This is a genomic window from Streptomyces sp. NPDC007205, assembly GCF_040634095.1.
In the GTDB taxonomy this organism is placed as follows: domain Bacteria; phylum Actinomycetota; class Actinomycetes; order Streptomycetales; family Streptomycetaceae; genus Streptomyces.
Genome location: NZ_JBEYEW010000001.1, coordinates 571,366 through 584,964, shown reverse-complemented (window position 1 = coordinate 584,964; position 13,599 = coordinate 571,366). Strand labels below are relative to the sequence as shown.

Below are 13,599 nucleotides of genomic sequence, written 5' to 3'. Positions count from 1 at the left end.
TCACTCGGACGACGTTACGGAGGTAACTTAAACCTTTGCAATATGCGTTACATTGTGGTGGTGTCCTCCCTCCATGTCACCGACGGCGACTGGTCCACCCGGCACTCCGTCCTGACCATGGCTCGCCGCACCGCCGCCCTCGTCAACGCCCTCTCCGAGGACCACCCCGACCCTTGCGACGTGGCGGAGGTGCTGCGTGCGTACGGCGAGACGGGCCCTGTCGAGCTCACGGCCGGTGAGGTCGCGCGGATGCGGAACGCCGCCGACCGGCTGCGGGAGATCTTCGCCGCCGAGCACGCCGCCGAGGCGGCCGTCATCCTCAACCGCCTGCTGAGCGAGCGCACCGGGCCGCTCCGACTGACCTCGCACGGGGGCGGCACGCCCTGGCATCCCCACATCGACCGCGACGACGACGCCCCCTGGGACGAGTGGTTCCTCGCGTCGTCCTGCCTGGCCCTGACCGTTCTCGTGTGGGACCGTCAGCTCCCGCCCGGCAGGATCTGCGCGTCGGGCGTCTGCCGGAACGTCTTCATCACCCAGGGGCCGGGCCCCGAACGCCGCTACTGCTCCCGGCGCTGCGCGACTCGCGAGCGTGTCGCGGCCCACCGGCGCGCCCGCTCCACGCCCTCACCCGGGTGACGGGGGGTTCGGCCGCGCGGATTCCTCACGGCAGGCGCGCGGGGAGCCACACCAACGCGCCGCGGTCGTCCGTGGAGACGCGGTCACGCTGGAAGCCGAGCTTCTCCGACCCCGAACGACGGCGCCTTCCGGGTCCGCACCGTCACCCACAGCCGTGTCCGCCCGGTCGCGACGGCCGCGTCGAGCACACGGAACCGCGCAGGTCTGCCCCGGGGGAGGCGCGGTCCGTTGCTATGCGCGGTTGCCGTCGCACCGCGACCAGGCCTCCCGCAGCAGGGCCGGGTAGTTCTCACCGTATGTGGCGACGCCCGCGTACACCGCGTCGAGGGCCGCCTGCAGCGGGTCGGCCTCGGCGGCGGCGAGCAGTGCGGGTATGGCCATGTGCGGCTGGGAGAAGCGCAGGGAGGGGTCCAGCTCGCCGATGGTGACCCGCAGGGTGTACTTCTCCGCGCCGGTGGGCCGAGTCGCTGCCGGCGACTCGGGCGGCTCCGGCGCCGGTGCCCAGTCGGCCGCGGGCCCCACGATCAGCGCGGTGGGATCAGCCACGGCAATCGGCAAGGACACCTCGTCCCCGGCGGACGGCGCGTCGAAGGGGGGACGCTCGGGCGGCACGGCCCGGCCGACGGTCCTGTCCGGGACCCGAGGGTCGGTGCCCAGGGTCTGCCAGACCTGGGCCTCGTCGTCGAGCGGCGGCGGCAGCGGTCGTCCCTCGGCGACGGCGGTGAGTCCGGCGGCGATCCAGTCCAGCTCCGCGAGACCCGCCGCCTCGCATGCACGGCGCGCGGCGAGCAGGGCCACCGCGCGCTGTGTGGCGGGGCCGGCGGCGTCGATGGCGTGCACGAGTGCCGCGTCGAATTCGAGCAGGCCGCGTACGTTGCCGTCGACGTCGCGCAGTGCCTGGCTGGGTGATCGCCCGCCCCACTCCCAGCGTTCGTAGGCCAGTTCGCGTTCCCTCTCCGCCTGTTCCTGTGCGAGGCGGGCCTGGCGTTCGGCCTCGGCGCGTTCGGCCGGGGTGGGCGGGGGTGGCAGCGTGCGGGCGTAGTCGTGCCAGTACGCCGCCATGTCCGAGGTCTGTTTCACGACACGGTCCGGCATGGGCGGGGCGGGCCAGAACTGCAGGAGGTAGCAGTCCAGTTGCGGCTCGCCGTGCAGTCGGGTGTCCTCGTCGTGTGCCGCGTCCATGCCCTGGGCGCAGTAGCGGACCCGGTAGTCGATCTCTTCCAGGCCCAGTTCCCAGGAGCCGTCGCCTCCCCACAGTACGAGCTCGGCACTGTCCGAGACGGGGCGGAAGGACACCTCCACGACGTCTTCCCAGCTCGGATCCAACGGCGGGGCGTGATCGTGCACTTCGACGGTGAAGCCGACGTCACCCGTGTGCAGTCCGGTCGTCAGCCACAGGGTTCCGGGGATCGCCGCACCGCACAGCCCGGAGGACTGGCCGGCGAACGCCTCGACGAGATCCGGGCCGTAGCTGTCCGGATCACTCTCGACGTAGAGCTGACCGTAGTGGACGTGGACTTCTCCCTCGACCGGCCTGCGCATCATGACCCCCATCACCTCCGGAAACGCGCCGTGCTCCGCACCCTACGACCCGGCACTGACAACGCCCGGTCCGCGGCGGCGACCAGTTGTGGCTCAACTGGAGGCGTCTGGCCGTGGCCGCCCCCGCTGACCACCCGGGCGGAGGCGGTGGTGGCCGACGGCACCGCCTACATCGACCAGCGCGGATGGAGACGGGTTCGCCTCCCTCAGCTCGAACCACCAGTGCGCCCGCGTCGTCAACTAGCTGCCGCGGCACGGTGACGTGCTGACCGGGCAGGGCGGCAAGCCGAGCGGTCTTGGGTCGGTGATGCGGCGGGACGCTGCCAGGGCCCTCCGCCGTGAGGTCTGCGGTGATCAGACGGAGGGCGTGTCCGGACTTGGAGCCCCGGGTCCGAGGGGCCACGCCCGGTCCGCTCAGCTCCCGGCCATGGCCGCACCCAGCGCGAGTGCGAACAGCATGGGAAGGAGGACGCATCCGAGTCCGGCGCCGGCGGCCAGCACGCGTGGTATCCGCAGGGACCGGCGGTGTGGCGGTGCCCAGGAGAGGGCGAGCAGGCCGACCGACCAGTAGAACGCTCCTCCGAAGGAGCCGACGCCGTCCTCGGATCGGAACCATTTGTATTCCAGCACGAGGAACGGCAGGCCGAGCAGGGATGCCACGAGAGGCGCCTTCCACCACGTCCGGTGGGCTGGGCACGGTTGCACGTCGTCGGGAAGCATGCGACCACCCCATCACCGCCGTCGGGCCGGGGTATCGGGTCGCATACTCATCTGCGCACGCGCGCGTACTCACACCGCCGCACCCGACGCTCAGCGTGCCTGCCTGCCGCGCCGCGAGCAACCGCCGCCTACCGGAATGCGTTTCGCGGGGCCGGTTCACGACCACCGGCTCCGCTTCGCCGTCGACCGCGATCTCTTCGCTCTCCTCACTCGCCGGGAGGTCCGGGCGGAACCGGCGCGACGGGGTGTCCGGGCAAAACGAGGGGCGCCGGGCATCGGCCGGCTCGCCCACGGCGGCGGCACGGCGGCGCCCGTGACGTGCGGATACGCGACGGCGTGGGCGGGCAGCAGCGGCGCCGAGGCCGTACGGTCCAGGGAACGGCGGCGCAGCAGCCACACCACCCGGCGCGTGCAGCCGTCAGGTCGAGGTCCGTTCGCCGCCAGCATCGCGCACGTCCCGTCGGTGAGATGGAGGCATGACTTCACAGGCAGCTCTGAACGGCAGGAAGGCCCTGGTCACCGGCGGCAGCCGGGGCATCGGCGCGGCGACGGCACTGCGACTGGCGCAGGAGGGCGCGGACGTGGCCGTGACCTTTGTGCAGGGGAAGGAGGCGGCGGACGACCTGGTGCGGGCCGTCGAAGCGCTGGGGCGGAGGGCGGTGGCTCTGCGCGCCGACGCCGCGGACGCGGAGGAGGCGGCGGGCGCGGTGGCCCGTGCGGCCGAGGCACTCGGGGGCCTGGACGTCCTCGTGAACAACGCGGCCGTAGGACTCATGCAGCCGTTGGAGAGCATGTCGCTCGCCGACGTGGACCGCCTGATCGCCGTGAACGTGCGCGGGGTGTTCCTGGCGGCCCAGGCCGCCGCCGCCCTGATGGCACCGGGGGGACGGATCATCACCCTCGGCAGTTGCGTCACCCGGCACACGCCGGGCCCCGGCGCCACGTTGTACGCGATGAGCAAGTCGGCGGTCGTCGGGCTGACCAAGGCGCTGGCCCGTGAGCTGGGCGGGCGCGGGATCACGGCGAACGTCGTGCATCCGGGCCCGACCGACACCGACATGAACCCCGCGGACGGGCCCTTCGCCTCCGGCCAGGCCGCCATGACCGCCCTCGGCCGCTTCGGCACGGCCGAGGAGGTGGCGTCGGCGGTGGCCTACCTGGCGGGACCGGAGGCGGTGTACGTGACGGGCGCGGAACTCTCGGTGGACGGCGGGTACGCGGCGTGAGGGAGAGGGGCAGAAGGCGGCACGCCGGAGTCACGTCCCGCGCAGCCTGCGTACGTCCTCCTCGCCCCACTTCCTGGTGTCGCGAGGCTGGGTGTAGGGCTCGGCCCCGGGCGGAAGGCCGCCGGCGACGGCCCGTTGCCGTACCGTCTCCGCGTCGAACTCCAGGCCCAGCAGGATCGCCAGGTTGCTGATCCACAGCCAGACCAGGAAGACGATGACGCCGGCCATGGTGCCGTAGGTCTTGTTGTAGGAGGCGAAGTTGCCGACGTAGAAGGCGAACCCGGCGGAGGCGATCATCCAGATCGCGAGCGCGAGGACGCTGCCGGGGGTGATCCACTTGAAGCCCTTGACCCTGGCGTTCGGCGTGGCCCAGTACAGGATCGCGATCATCACGGTGACCAGCAGGACGAGCACCGGCCACTTCGCGATCGACCACACTGTCAGGGCCATGTCGCCGACGCCCAGGGCCTGGCCGGCGTGGCGGGCCAGGCCGCCGGTGAAGACGACGATCAGCGCGCTGGCCACGGCGAGGACCATCAGCACGACCGTGACACCGATCCGCACCGGCAGGATCTTCCACACCGGCCGTCCCTCCGGCATGTCGTAGACGGCGTTGGCGGCACGGATGAAGGCGGCCACGTAGCCGGAGGCCGACCACACCGCCAGTACGAGGCCGGCGACGGCCATGACGGAACCGGTGCCGGCGTTGTTCTGCAGCTGCTCCACGGCCCGGGTGAGGATGTCCCGGGCGGAGCCGGGCGCGAGGTGCCTGAGGTTGGCCAGCACCTTGTCGGTGGTCGACCTGCCGGCGACGGACAGCAGCGACACCAGTACCAGCAGCGCCGGGAACAGGGCGAGAACCCCGTAGTACGTCAGGGCGGCGGCCCGGTCGGTCAGCTCGTCGTCCCGGAACTCGCGCAGCGAGCCCTTGAGCACGGCGCCCCAGGCCCGCCTGGGCAGCTTCGCCGGGGTGTCGGGGGCGGCCTGCTCGACCTGCCGGCCGGGCCCGGCCTCCTCCGGTGCCGGGACGCGGGGCGCCGGAGCCGTGTCGGCGTCGTGGTGGTGGCGCCGGGGAAGATGCAGCTTCGCCATGCCGGTCGGGTAACCCGGTCGCGCGGCCTCAAGCCCCGGCTTGCGCGTCAATCGGCCGTGGCACCCGATTGACCGCGCCATCGGGGTGGGTTTGGATGTGCCTCATGTCGGGTGCGGAGCAGACGGGTGGAGCACGGAAGGCGGCCGATCCGGTCCTCGCCTTCGCCTCTCAGGAGGCGTGGGAGAAATGGCTGGAGGAGCATCACGCCGACGTGCGGGGTGTCTGGCTGAAGATCCCGAAGAAGGACTCCGGGATCGCCGGCGTCGACTACGCGGGAGCGCTCGAGTCGGCGCTCTGCTTCGGCTGGATCGACGGGCAGAAGAAGAAGCTGGACGAGCGGCACTGGCTGCAGCGCTTCACCCCGCGCCGGCAGGGCAGCAAGTGGTCGAGGGTGAACCGGCAGAAGGCCACCGAACTCACGGAACAGGGCCGGATGCGACCGGCCGGCCTGCGGGAGGTGGAGAAGGCCAGGGCGGACGGCCGTTGGGAGGCGGCGTACGCGAACCAGGGCGCGGCCACGGTGCCCGACGATCTCCGGGCCGCCCTGGAGGCCGCCGCCCCGGAGGCGCGGGACTTCTTCGCCTCCCTCGACAGCCGCAACCGGTACGCGATCCTCTACCGGATCCAGGACGCCAAAAAGCCGGAGACCCGGGCGGCGCGCATCGAGAAGTTCGTCGCCATGCTCGCCGCGCAGCAGAAGATCCACCCCTCTGGGACTCCCTGGCCGCCGAGATGAGGGACATCTGCGCCTAACGGTCGCCCGCCACCTGGCCCGCGAGAAGGCCGGCGCATCAGCACTGAGGCCGTTTCCCGTGGTTGGCGGCATGGCCGCGCCGCGACTTCTTCTTCCGGCGTCGCTTCGAGGACATGGAAAACCTCCTGAGAGAGAGAACGCGATACGGGCGGAATACGGATGGTCTATCCATAAATACGCTATATCGGGACTGACCACCTCTCCACACGCCACCCTCGTTGATACGATGCGAAAAATGCCCGACTCGTGAATGTCCTTCCCTGGACCAGAGGAGCCGGAATGGCCGGTGACCCGAAGCCGATCAGCGCCACGGCCCGGCACGCGCTGGAGCAGGAACTGGCCGATCTGCGCGACGAGCGCCGCCTCGTCGCCGGAACGCTGCACGACAGCGCCGGTGTGGGCGACCAGGCAGACCAGGCCGACGAGTTGCGGCGCGCCGATCAGCTCGACCGTCTGGACCGCCGTATCGAGGACATCACCGAGCGGCTGCGCCAAGCGGACGTGTCCGGGCCTCCTCCTACGGATGAGGTCGGTGTGGGCAGCACGGTCACCGTCCGCTTCCCGGACGGCGCGCAGGAGACGCTCCAGATCGGCGAGGTCGCCGAGGCCTTCGACCAGAACCTGGTCACCTCGGACAGCCCGCTCGGCCGTGCGCTGCTCGGGCGTCGCGCCGGTGACTCGGTGCACTTCGACACACCGGACGGCCCGTCGAGTGCGGTGGTCGTGTCGATCGGGGACGGCCAGTCCCGTTGAGGAACCGGCGCTGAGGAACCGGGGTGAGCCCGGCTGGGCTCATACGGGTGTGTGTCCTTGAAGGTACGCGCGTACGACTGCCGGGAGCACGGAGTCGGCGGCCTCGGGGATCGGCACCCAGCGCACCTGCTCCGGCGCGAGGGCGGCTCCGTCCGACGGGGACTCGCTCAGCAGTTGGCACACCACCGCAGAGGCCCCGTCCGCCGGGGCGGTGCCGTGCGTGGCCAGGGGCTCGGTGCCGTCGACAAGGTAGCCGGTGAGTTCGTAGACGACGCGCTCCGCGGTGGCCTGGGCCGGCTCGGACGGCTGCGGAGTGCCCGACGGCAGCGTCCATGCGTCGCCGTCCGCCACCAGCAGCAGCCGTCCGTCGTACAGGACGACCGCCTGCACCACACCCTCGGCAGGCTCCAGCCTCATGACCGACCACCTTTCCCCCGGCGCGCCCGGCCGGTCCTCCTCCCTTACCCGAGGCCGGCCCGTCCTGCACCGACGCCGTGTCACCTCCCGTGAAATCGTGGTCAGTACAGCACGGGGAGGTCTCCGGGACGCACCCGCACGGTGACCGGGAGGGTGGCGTCGACCTCGCCGTCGGCTCCGTAGGGGATGGACCGGCTCGCCTCGATGCGCAGCTCCCTGCCGCGCAGGACACGCACCTCGGGGCGGTGGATGTGGGCGCCCGTCTTCAGCTCGTTCATGAGGGTGAAGAACAGCCTGCGCGGTGCCTCGCGGATCATCACCACGTCCAGCAGTCCGTCGTCGACGCGCGCGTCGGGGGCGATGAGCCGGCCGGAGCCGTAGTAGGGGGAGTTGGCGGCGACGACCGTGTAGCCGCGGTGGGTGTGCTCCTCGCCGTCGACGGTGACGCGGTAGTCGGCCGCCCGCCACGTGGTGACGGCGCGCAGGCCGCCGGCGTAGTAGGAGGCGGCGCCGCGCAGCAGCCGGGCGTGGTTGGCGTGCCGGTTGGCCACGGCGTCCACGCCGGCGTAGACGCTGCCCAGGACCACGGTGCGCGGGTGGACGGCCGACTCCACCTCGATGGTGTCGACGGGCCGGGGCTCGGCGTGCAGCAGGACGTCGGCGAGTGCGGCGGGGTCGGCGGGCAGCCTCAGGGCGCGGGCGAAGTCGTTGCCGCGTCCCGCCGGTACCAGGCCCAGGACGGTGCCGGTGCCGCTGAGCGCGCCGCCGATGCCGCCGGCGATCCCGTCGCCGCCGACGGCCAGCACGATCCGGCCGCGCTCGCCGGCGCGGCGGGCGATGTCCTGGGCATGGGCGAGGCTGTGGCTGTACTCCGTCGCCAGCTCGGCTCCTGCCTCGCGCAGCAGCCGGGCCAGGTGCAGCACGGTCGCCGCCCCGGTGGAGCCGCCCGCGGTGGGGTTGACGACGGCGGTGAACTGTCGCATCGGTGTGCCTCCGAAGCAGGCGGATCTGATGGGTCGGCCGGACTGGTGGACGAGTCGTATCAGGGGGTCAGTCGGTGGGGAGCAGGACGCCGGGGTTGAGCAGCCCCTCGGGGTCCAGGCGGCGCTTCACGGCGCGCAGGGCCGAGATGCCGAGCGGTCCGGCCTCACGGACGTACCAGTCGCGGTGGTCGGTGCCGACCCCGTGGTGGTGGGAGATGGTGCCACCGGCGGCCAGTACGGCTTCGTTGGCGGCGTGTTTGGCGGGCGTCCAGTGGGCCACCGGGTCATCGCCCTGGGCGCTGACGACCGTGAAGTACAGGGAGGCGCCGTTCTCGTAGACGTGGGAGATGTGGCACATGACCAGGGGCGGGGTGCCGGCCTCGGTGAGGGTGTCGGTGAGTGCGGTGCGGACGGCCGTGTAGAGGTCGGGGATGCGGGACCAGAAGGCCGCGGTCTCCAGGGTCTCGGCGAAGGCGCCGACGTCGAGGAGGGCGTCGCGGAGGTACGGCGCCGAGTAGCGGCCGTGGGCCCAGCGTTCGCCCGGTTCCGCTCCGACGAGGGTGCCGCCGCAGGCGGTGAGGACGGCCGCCGCCTGTTCCCGGCGCAGCGCGGTGTCCTCGGCCGTGCCTTCGTAGCCGGTGATGGCGAGGCAGCCGGCGGTGCTCTGCGCCAGGTCGCCGCCGATGGCGTCGGGCTGGGCGAGGCCGATGAGGGTCTCGGTCTCGTCCGACAGCCGCAGCACGGTGGGCCGGGGTCCGTCCTGGGCGAGCCTGCGCAGCGCGGCGGCTCCTTCCTGGAACGAGGCGAACCGCCAGCCCTCGTGGATCCGTTGCTGTGGCAGCGGGCGGATGCGTACGGTGACGGAGGTGATGACACCGAAGGCGCCTTCGGAGCCCAGGATGAGCTGGCGCAGGTCGGGGCCGGCGGCGGAGCGCGGGGCGCGGCCCGTTTCGAGCGTGCCCTCGGGGGTGGCGACGGTCAGGCCGAGGACCATCTCGTCGAAGCGGCCGTAGCCGGCGGAGGCCTGTCCGCTGGAGCGGGCCGCGGCGAAGCCGCCGATGGTGGCCCATTCGAAGGACTGCGGGAAGTGGCCGAGCGTGAAGCCGTGTTCGGCGAGCAGGGCTTCGACCTCGGGGGCGCGCAGGCCGGGCTGGAGTACGGCGGTGCGCGAGACGGGGTCCAGATCGAGCAGGCCGTTCATGCGGCGCAGGTCGAGGGCGATGAACGCGGTGCGCTGGGGGGCGAGTCCGCCGACGACCGAGGTGCCGCCGCCGAAGGGGACGACGGCGAGGCCGTGCGCGGCGCAGGCGCGCAGCACGGCGAGGACCTCGTCGTGGGAGGCGGGCAGGACCACGGCCTGCGGGACGTCCGAGAGGTCCCCGGTGCGGATGCGCAGCAGGTCGGGTGTGGACTTGCCGCGGGTGTGCCGGATGCGGCTCTCGCCGTCGGTGCGGACGTGGTCGTCGCCGCCGACGGCCTCGACGAGGGCCTTGAGTGCGGCCGGGGCGGCCATGGTGCCGGGCAGGCGGATGTCCTCGAGGCAGAGGGCGGGGGTGGTGCGGGGCTTGACGCCGAGCAGGTCGCGCAGCAGTCCGGTCACCGAGTCGGGCAGCGGTGCCGCCTTGGCCGGGTCGCCCCAGCCGTTCCACAGCATGTCCATTGAACGGTCGTCCTCACAGGTCGGTGTGCTCGGTGTGCTCGGTTCGCGCAGCGGCCGGTGGCCGTGCCCGGGGCGACGGTGGCTGCTCCGCCCGACTCCCGGGGCGTTACACTGTGACACATGACGCCTATTCGTCACAACGGTTCGGACAACGATCATGTGCTCGACGCGGTGCGCGACTGCGTGCTGGCCGTCGGCGTCCGCCGCACCACCCTCGCCGACGTGGCCCGCCGCGCCGGCGTGTCCCGGATGACGCTGTACCGGCGCTGGCCGGACCTGCGGACCCTGGTCGGCGATCTGATGACCCGGGAGTGGATCGACGTGGCAACCCGGGCGATCCCCGAGCCCGCCGACGGCACGGACACCCGCACCCGGATCGTGGACGGACTGGTGGCGGGCGTCGAGGCCTTCCGGGCGCACCCGCTGTTCCGCAAGATCGTCGACGTCGACCCGGAACTGCTGCTGCCGTATGTGCTCGACCGGCGCGGAGCGAGCCAGGAGGCACTGCTGGCGCTGCTGGCCGACGCGGTGCGCGCGGGCCACGCGGACGGGTCGGTACGCCCCGGCCATGTCGAACGGCAGTCCCGCGCCCTGCTGTTGACCGTGCAGTCCTTCACCCTGTCCCTGCGCACGATGACCGACGAGGACGATCCGGAGCTCGACTCCACCGCCTTCCTCGCCGAGCTGCGCACCCTCCTGGAGAGGACCCTCACGCCATGAGCCACAGCAGGTCCCACGCGGGCTCGTCCCTCAGCGCCCACCGCCGCAGGCAGGAACTGGCCGACGCCGCGGACGGCAGGGTCGCCGACGTCCTGGTCGTCGGCCTCGGCGCCACGGGAGCCGGAGCCGCACTGGACGCGGCGGCACGCGGGCTCGACGTCGTCGCCGTCGACGCCCACGACCTGGCCTTCGGCACCTCCCGCTGGAGCTCGAAGCTGATCCACGGCGGGCTGCGCTATCTGGCCTCCGCCCAGTTCGACGTCGCACACGAGAGCGCGGTCGAACGCGGGGTGCTGCTGACCAGGACCGCCCCGCACCTGGTGGCCGCCCAGCCGTTCGTCCTGCCGCTGACCCCGCTGGTGTCCAAGGCCCAGACCTCGCTGGCCTGGGCCGGGTTCCGGGCCGGGGACATGCTGCGACTGGCCGCCCGGACCCCGCGCCAGGTGCTGCCCGGGCCGCGCCGGCTGACGGCGACGGAGGCCCGGCATCTGGCGCCCTCGGTGCGCGCGGCCGGGCTGCGCGGCGGACTGCTGTCCTGGGACGGCAAGGTGACCGACGACGCCCGGCTGGTCACCGCCCTGGCCAGGACCGCCGCCGCGCACGGCGCACGGGTGCTGACCCGGGTCAGGGTGCTGGAGCTGACCGGCACGGGCGCCCGCATCCGGGACGAACTCACCGGCGAGGAGGGCGAGATCAGGGCCCGGGCGGTCATCAACGCGGCCGGGGTGTGGGCGGGCGGTCTCGTCGAGGGCATCCGGATCCGGCCCTCCCGCGGCACCCACCTGGTCCTGCGCTCGGAACGGCTCGGCACCCTGCCGGCCGGCCTGCACATCCCGATCCCCGGCGAGACCAACCGCTTCGTCCTGGTCCTGCCCCAGGGCGACGGCCGGGTGTACGTCGGCCTCACCGACGAGCCGGTCGAGGGCGGGATCCCGGACGTCCCGGAGGTGCCCGAGACGGACATCGGCTTCCTGCTGGACGTGCTCGGCTCGGTCCTGGACACACCGGTGGCCCGGGAGGAGGTCGTCGGCGCCTTCGCCGGGCTGCGGCCCTTGCTGGACACGTCGGCACCCGACGGCCCGGACGGCGCACCGGCCCGCACCTCCGACATCTCCCGTCGGCACGCGGTGCTGACCTCCCCCGACGGGGTCACGACGATCGTCGGCGGCAAGCTCACCACCTACCGGCGGATGGCGCAGGACGCCGTGGACGCCGCGACCGCCGCCCGTGGCCTGCCCGCCGCACCCTCCCCCACCGCCGCACTGCCGCTGGTCGGCGCCGCCGCGCCCGCCCGGCTGCGCGCCCTGTCGGCACCCCGGCACCTGGTGCGCCGTTACGGCATCGAGGCCGAGGCCGTACACGCCCTCGCGGCACACGACCCCGCCCTGGCCGAGCCGGTGCTGCCGGGTCACCCGGTCACCCGCGCGGAACTGCTGTGGGCGGTGCTGCACGAGGGCGCGCTGGACGAGTCCGACCTGCTGGACCGCCGTACCCGCATCGGTCTGGTGCCGGAGGACCGCGCCGAAGTACTCCCCGTGGCACGGGAGGTACTGGCCGAGGCGGCGGCCGTACAGGCCTGACGTACCGGCACCCGGCGGCGGGCGGCGTCACAGCAGGCGGCGGATGTCACCCCGCACGCGGTAGAAGCCGCCCGCCGCCGGGTGGAGGGCGTCCACGACGTAGCGGGCGCCCGGCTGGCGTATCGCGCGCGGGAACTGGACCTTCCAGGAAGGGTCGTAGCCCTCGGACATCACGTGCACCCGAAGCCGGCCGCCCTCCTGCACACACTCGACCACGACGGTTCCGGAGGGAGCCCGGTCGACGGTGGCCACCGCGGCCACGGCCGTGGCAGGTGCGTAGGTCGGCAGGGCGGCGGCGAGTTTGACGTCCCGTGCCACCGGCACCGTGCCCTGCTGGGCCGCGGTGACGGCCGTCTCGCTCGCGTCGACGCACACCAGCGAGCCGTCGGTGGTCACCAGGTACAGCCGCTCGTCGCGGTACTGCATCGAAAGAGCCGAGCCGCCGCCCGTGCCGAGCTTCCACAGGCGCGTGCCGTCCTGGTCGAAGCAGTAGACGGACGACGCGGCGTCCCCGGCGAAGACGAACCGCCCGCCCGGGGACGTGGCGCACGAGTAGACCGCGCTGTCGCACGTGTACGTCGCCTCGATCGCGCCGGATGTCTTCGACAGCCGCTGGACCACGCGGTGTCCGGTGCCCGCGTACACGGCGGCGTCCTCCTGCCAGCCGAACAGCACGCTGCCCTTGGTGGCCGTGTGCCACAACTCGCCTCCGCCGTCGGGCGCGTAGGCGGTGACACCCCTGTGGTGGCCGTGGTAGACGGCCTGGTCGTCGGCGCGGACCATCCAGGCGTGCTCGCCCTGGCTGCGGCGGGCCCACTGGTGTTCGTCCTCGTGGTCGATGACGGTGAGCCGGCCGTCGCGGTCCGAGACGTTCAGGATGCCCTCGTGGATGTCCAGCCAGAAGATGTCGACGTCGGCGGCGATGTCGTACGCGGCGAAGGGCAGTTTGGAGGAGAGGTCGTAGACCTTGCCGTCGTCGCATCCGGCGTAGATCCAGAAGTCGTCGGCGACCAGGCACTTCACTCCGTCCGGCAGGCTGAACCGGGCGAGGACGGCACCGTCGTGTCCGAGGGTGTAGACGTCACCCGCCTGATTGCCCACCCAGCAGTGCTCGTCGTCGACATGGATGCCGAACGCCGAGGAGCCGGTGCGGAACCGCCACAGCACGGGCGCCACCGACCGCGCCGTGGACGGGGCCGAACTGACCTGACGCCGGGTCACCGCACGCGGAGCACGCTGCCCCTGGACGGCGGGGGCATAGCCCTTGCGGACCTTCTCCCCCACCTTCTTCGCGGCGGCCGCCCTGGCCTTCTCGGCGGTAGGAAAGGCGGTCGTCTGGGTCTGCCCTGCGGCGCCGATCCTTCCGTACCGCACCGTCACCACCGAACCGTCGACGGTCACCTCGTAGAACTTGTGGGCGCCCCCGCCCTCCTGCGACAGCTCCAGATACGTCGTCGACACCGCGGACGCCGTGGTCATGGCAGACCCCTCCCCAGGACGGACCCGCGGCCG

General features: G+C 72.7%; 13 protein-coding genes. 6 read left to right on the top strand and 7 right to left on the bottom strand.

Features of this window, described 5'->3' with window-relative positions:
- Window positions 1-42: 42 nt before the first annotated feature.
- Entirely contained in the window at window positions 43-639 is a 597-nt protein-coding gene (locus tag ABZ624_RS02605) for a CGNR zinc finger domain-containing protein (RefSeq protein WP_360081755.1), read from the top strand.
- Between the two features lie 231 nt (window positions 640-870).
- On the opposite strand, the gene ABZ624_RS02600 is transcribed toward ABZ624_RS02605, so the two are convergent.
- Both ABZ624_RS02600 and ABZ624_RS02595 read right to left on the bottom strand, forming a co-directional pair.
- Window positions 871-2,184: a hypothetical protein gene (locus ABZ624_RS02600; protein ID WP_360081753.1), complete on the bottom strand. Its 1,314-nt coding sequence runs from the start codon at window positions 2,182-2,184 to the stop codon at window positions 871-873.
- A gap of 411 nt (window positions 2,185-2,595) precedes the next feature.
- Complete coding sequence (locus tag ABZ624_RS02595) at window positions 2,596-2,841, bottom strand: hypothetical protein (RefSeq protein ID WP_360081750.1); 246 nt, start codon at window positions 2,839-2,841, stop codon at window positions 2,596-2,598.
- 536 nt (window positions 2,842-3,377) lie between these two features.
- Between ABZ624_RS02595 and ABZ624_RS02590 the strand changes: the two genes are divergently transcribed.
- Window positions 3,378-4,127 (top strand): SDR family oxidoreductase, encoded by a 750-nt coding sequence (locus ABZ624_RS02590; protein ID WP_360081748.1) that lies wholly within the window; start codon window positions 3,378-3,380, stop codon window positions 4,125-4,127.
- A 30-nt stretch (window positions 4,128-4,157) separates the two neighbouring features.
- On the opposite strand, the gene ABZ624_RS02585 is transcribed toward ABZ624_RS02590, so the two are convergent.
- Window positions 4,158-5,219 carry a YihY/virulence factor BrkB family protein gene (locus tag ABZ624_RS02585; protein WP_360081746.1) on the bottom strand — a complete coding sequence of 354 codons (1,062 nt, stop codon included), beginning with the start codon at window positions 5,217-5,219 and terminating at the stop codon, window positions 4,158-4,160.
- 104 nt (window positions 5,220-5,323) lie between these two features.
- On the opposite strand from ABZ624_RS02585, the gene ABZ624_RS02580 reads away from it, so the two are divergent.
- Together ABZ624_RS02580 and ABZ624_RS02575 are read left to right on the top strand one after the other, a co-directional pair.
- The gene (locus ABZ624_RS02580; protein ID WP_360081744.1) at window positions 5,324-5,956 is read left to right on the top strand and encodes a YdeI/OmpD-associated family protein; all 633 of its coding nucleotides are present in this window, start codon (window positions 5,324-5,326) and stop codon (window positions 5,954-5,956) included.
- A gap of 297 nt (window positions 5,957-6,253) precedes the next feature.
- On the top strand, window positions 6,254-6,727 hold the full coding sequence (locus ABZ624_RS02575) for a GreA/GreB family elongation factor (RefSeq protein ID WP_360081742.1): 474 nt from the start codon (window positions 6,254-6,256) through the stop codon (window positions 6,725-6,727).
- Between the two features lie 39 nt (window positions 6,728-6,766).
- Here ABZ624_RS02575 and ABZ624_RS02570 read toward each other — a convergent pair whose 3' ends face one another.
- The 3 genes from ABZ624_RS02570 to ABZ624_RS02560 all read right to left on the bottom strand — a co-directional run bounded on the left by ABZ624_RS02570 (window position 6,767) and on the right by ABZ624_RS02560 (window position 9,787).
- The gene (locus ABZ624_RS02570) at window positions 6,767-7,144 is read right to left on the bottom strand and encodes an NUDIX domain-containing protein (protein ID WP_360081740.1); all 378 of its coding nucleotides are present in this window, start codon (window positions 7,142-7,144) and stop codon (window positions 6,767-6,769) included.
- A gap of 101 nt (window positions 7,145-7,245) precedes the next feature.
- Complete coding sequence (locus ABZ624_RS02565) at window positions 7,246-8,127, bottom strand: YegS/Rv2252/BmrU family lipid kinase (RefSeq protein ID WP_360081738.1); 882 nt, start codon at window positions 8,125-8,127, stop codon at window positions 7,246-7,248.
- Window positions 8,128-8,194: 67 nt separating this feature from the next.
- Window positions 8,195-9,787: an FAD-binding oxidoreductase gene (locus ABZ624_RS02560; RefSeq protein ID WP_360081736.1), complete on the bottom strand. Its 1,593-nt coding sequence runs from the start codon at window positions 9,785-9,787 to the stop codon at window positions 8,195-8,197.
- A gap of 120 nt (window positions 9,788-9,907) precedes the next feature.
- Here ABZ624_RS02560 and ABZ624_RS02555 point away from each other — a divergent pair, with 120 nt between their 5' ends.
- Together ABZ624_RS02555 and ABZ624_RS02550 are read left to right on the top strand one after the other, a co-directional pair.
- Window positions 9,908-10,507 carry a TetR/AcrR family transcriptional regulator gene (locus tag ABZ624_RS02555; RefSeq protein ID WP_360081734.1) on the top strand — a complete coding sequence of 200 codons (600 nt, stop codon included), beginning with the start codon at window positions 9,908-9,910 and terminating at the stop codon, window positions 10,505-10,507.
- Window positions 10,504-12,087, top strand: coding sequence for a glycerol-3-phosphate dehydrogenase/oxidase (locus tag ABZ624_RS02550; RefSeq protein WP_360081732.1), 1,584 nt, complete (start codon window positions 10,504-10,506; stop codon window positions 12,085-12,087). Before ABZ624_RS02555 ends, ABZ624_RS02550 begins: the two co-directional genes overlap by 4 nt.
- Window positions 12,088-12,114: 27 nt before the next feature.
- On the opposite strand, the gene ABZ624_RS02545 is transcribed toward ABZ624_RS02550, so the two are convergent.
- Entirely contained in the window at window positions 12,115-13,566 is a 1,452-nt protein-coding gene (locus ABZ624_RS02545; protein WP_360081730.1) for a WGR domain-containing protein, read from the bottom strand.
- Window positions 13,567-13,599: the final 33 nt, after the last annotated feature.

Bases quoted from the DNA above. Each gene is read 5' to 3' on its own strand.
- ABZ624_RS02545 (WP_360081730.1), bottom strand. From the start codon at position 13,566: ATGACCACGGCGTCCGCGGTGTCGACGACGTATCTGGAGCTGTCGCAG.
- ABZ624_RS02560 (WP_360081736.1), bottom strand. From the start codon at position 9,787: ATGGACATGCTGTGGAACGGCTGGGGCGACCCGGCCAAGGCGGCACCG.
- ABZ624_RS02575 (WP_360081742.1), top strand. From the start codon at position 6,254: ATGGCCGGTGACCCGAAGCCGATCAGCGCCACGGCCCGGCACGCGCTG.
- ABZ624_RS02565 (WP_360081738.1), bottom strand. From the start codon at position 8,127: ATGCGACAGTTCACCGCCGTCGTCAACCCCACCGCGGGCGGCTCCACC.
- ABZ624_RS02605 (WP_360081755.1), top strand. From the start codon at position 43: ATGCGTTACATTGTGGTGGTGTCCTCCCTCCATGTCACCGACGGCGAC.
- ABZ624_RS02570 (WP_360081740.1), bottom strand. From the start codon at position 7,144: ATGAGGCTGGAGCCTGCCGAGGGTGTGGTGCAGGCGGTCGTCCTGTAC.
- ABZ624_RS02590 (WP_360081748.1), top strand. From the start codon at position 3,378: ATGACTTCACAGGCAGCTCTGAACGGCAGGAAGGCCCTGGTCACCGGC.
- ABZ624_RS02555 (WP_360081734.1), top strand. From the start codon at position 9,908: ATGACGCCTATTCGTCACAACGGTTCGGACAACGATCATGTGCTCGAC.
- ABZ624_RS02600 (WP_360081753.1), bottom strand. From the start codon at position 2,184: ATGATGCGCAGGCCGGTCGAGGGAGAAGTCCACGTCCACTACGGTCAG.
- ABZ624_RS02585 (WP_360081746.1), bottom strand. From the start codon at position 5,219: ATGGCGAAGCTGCATCTTCCCCGGCGCCACCACCACGACGCCGACACG.
- ABZ624_RS02580 (WP_360081744.1), top strand. From the start codon at position 5,324: ATGTCGGGTGCGGAGCAGACGGGTGGAGCACGGAAGGCGGCCGATCCG.
- ABZ624_RS02550 (WP_360081732.1), top strand. From the start codon at position 10,504: ATGAGCCACAGCAGGTCCCACGCGGGCTCGTCCCTCAGCGCCCACCGC.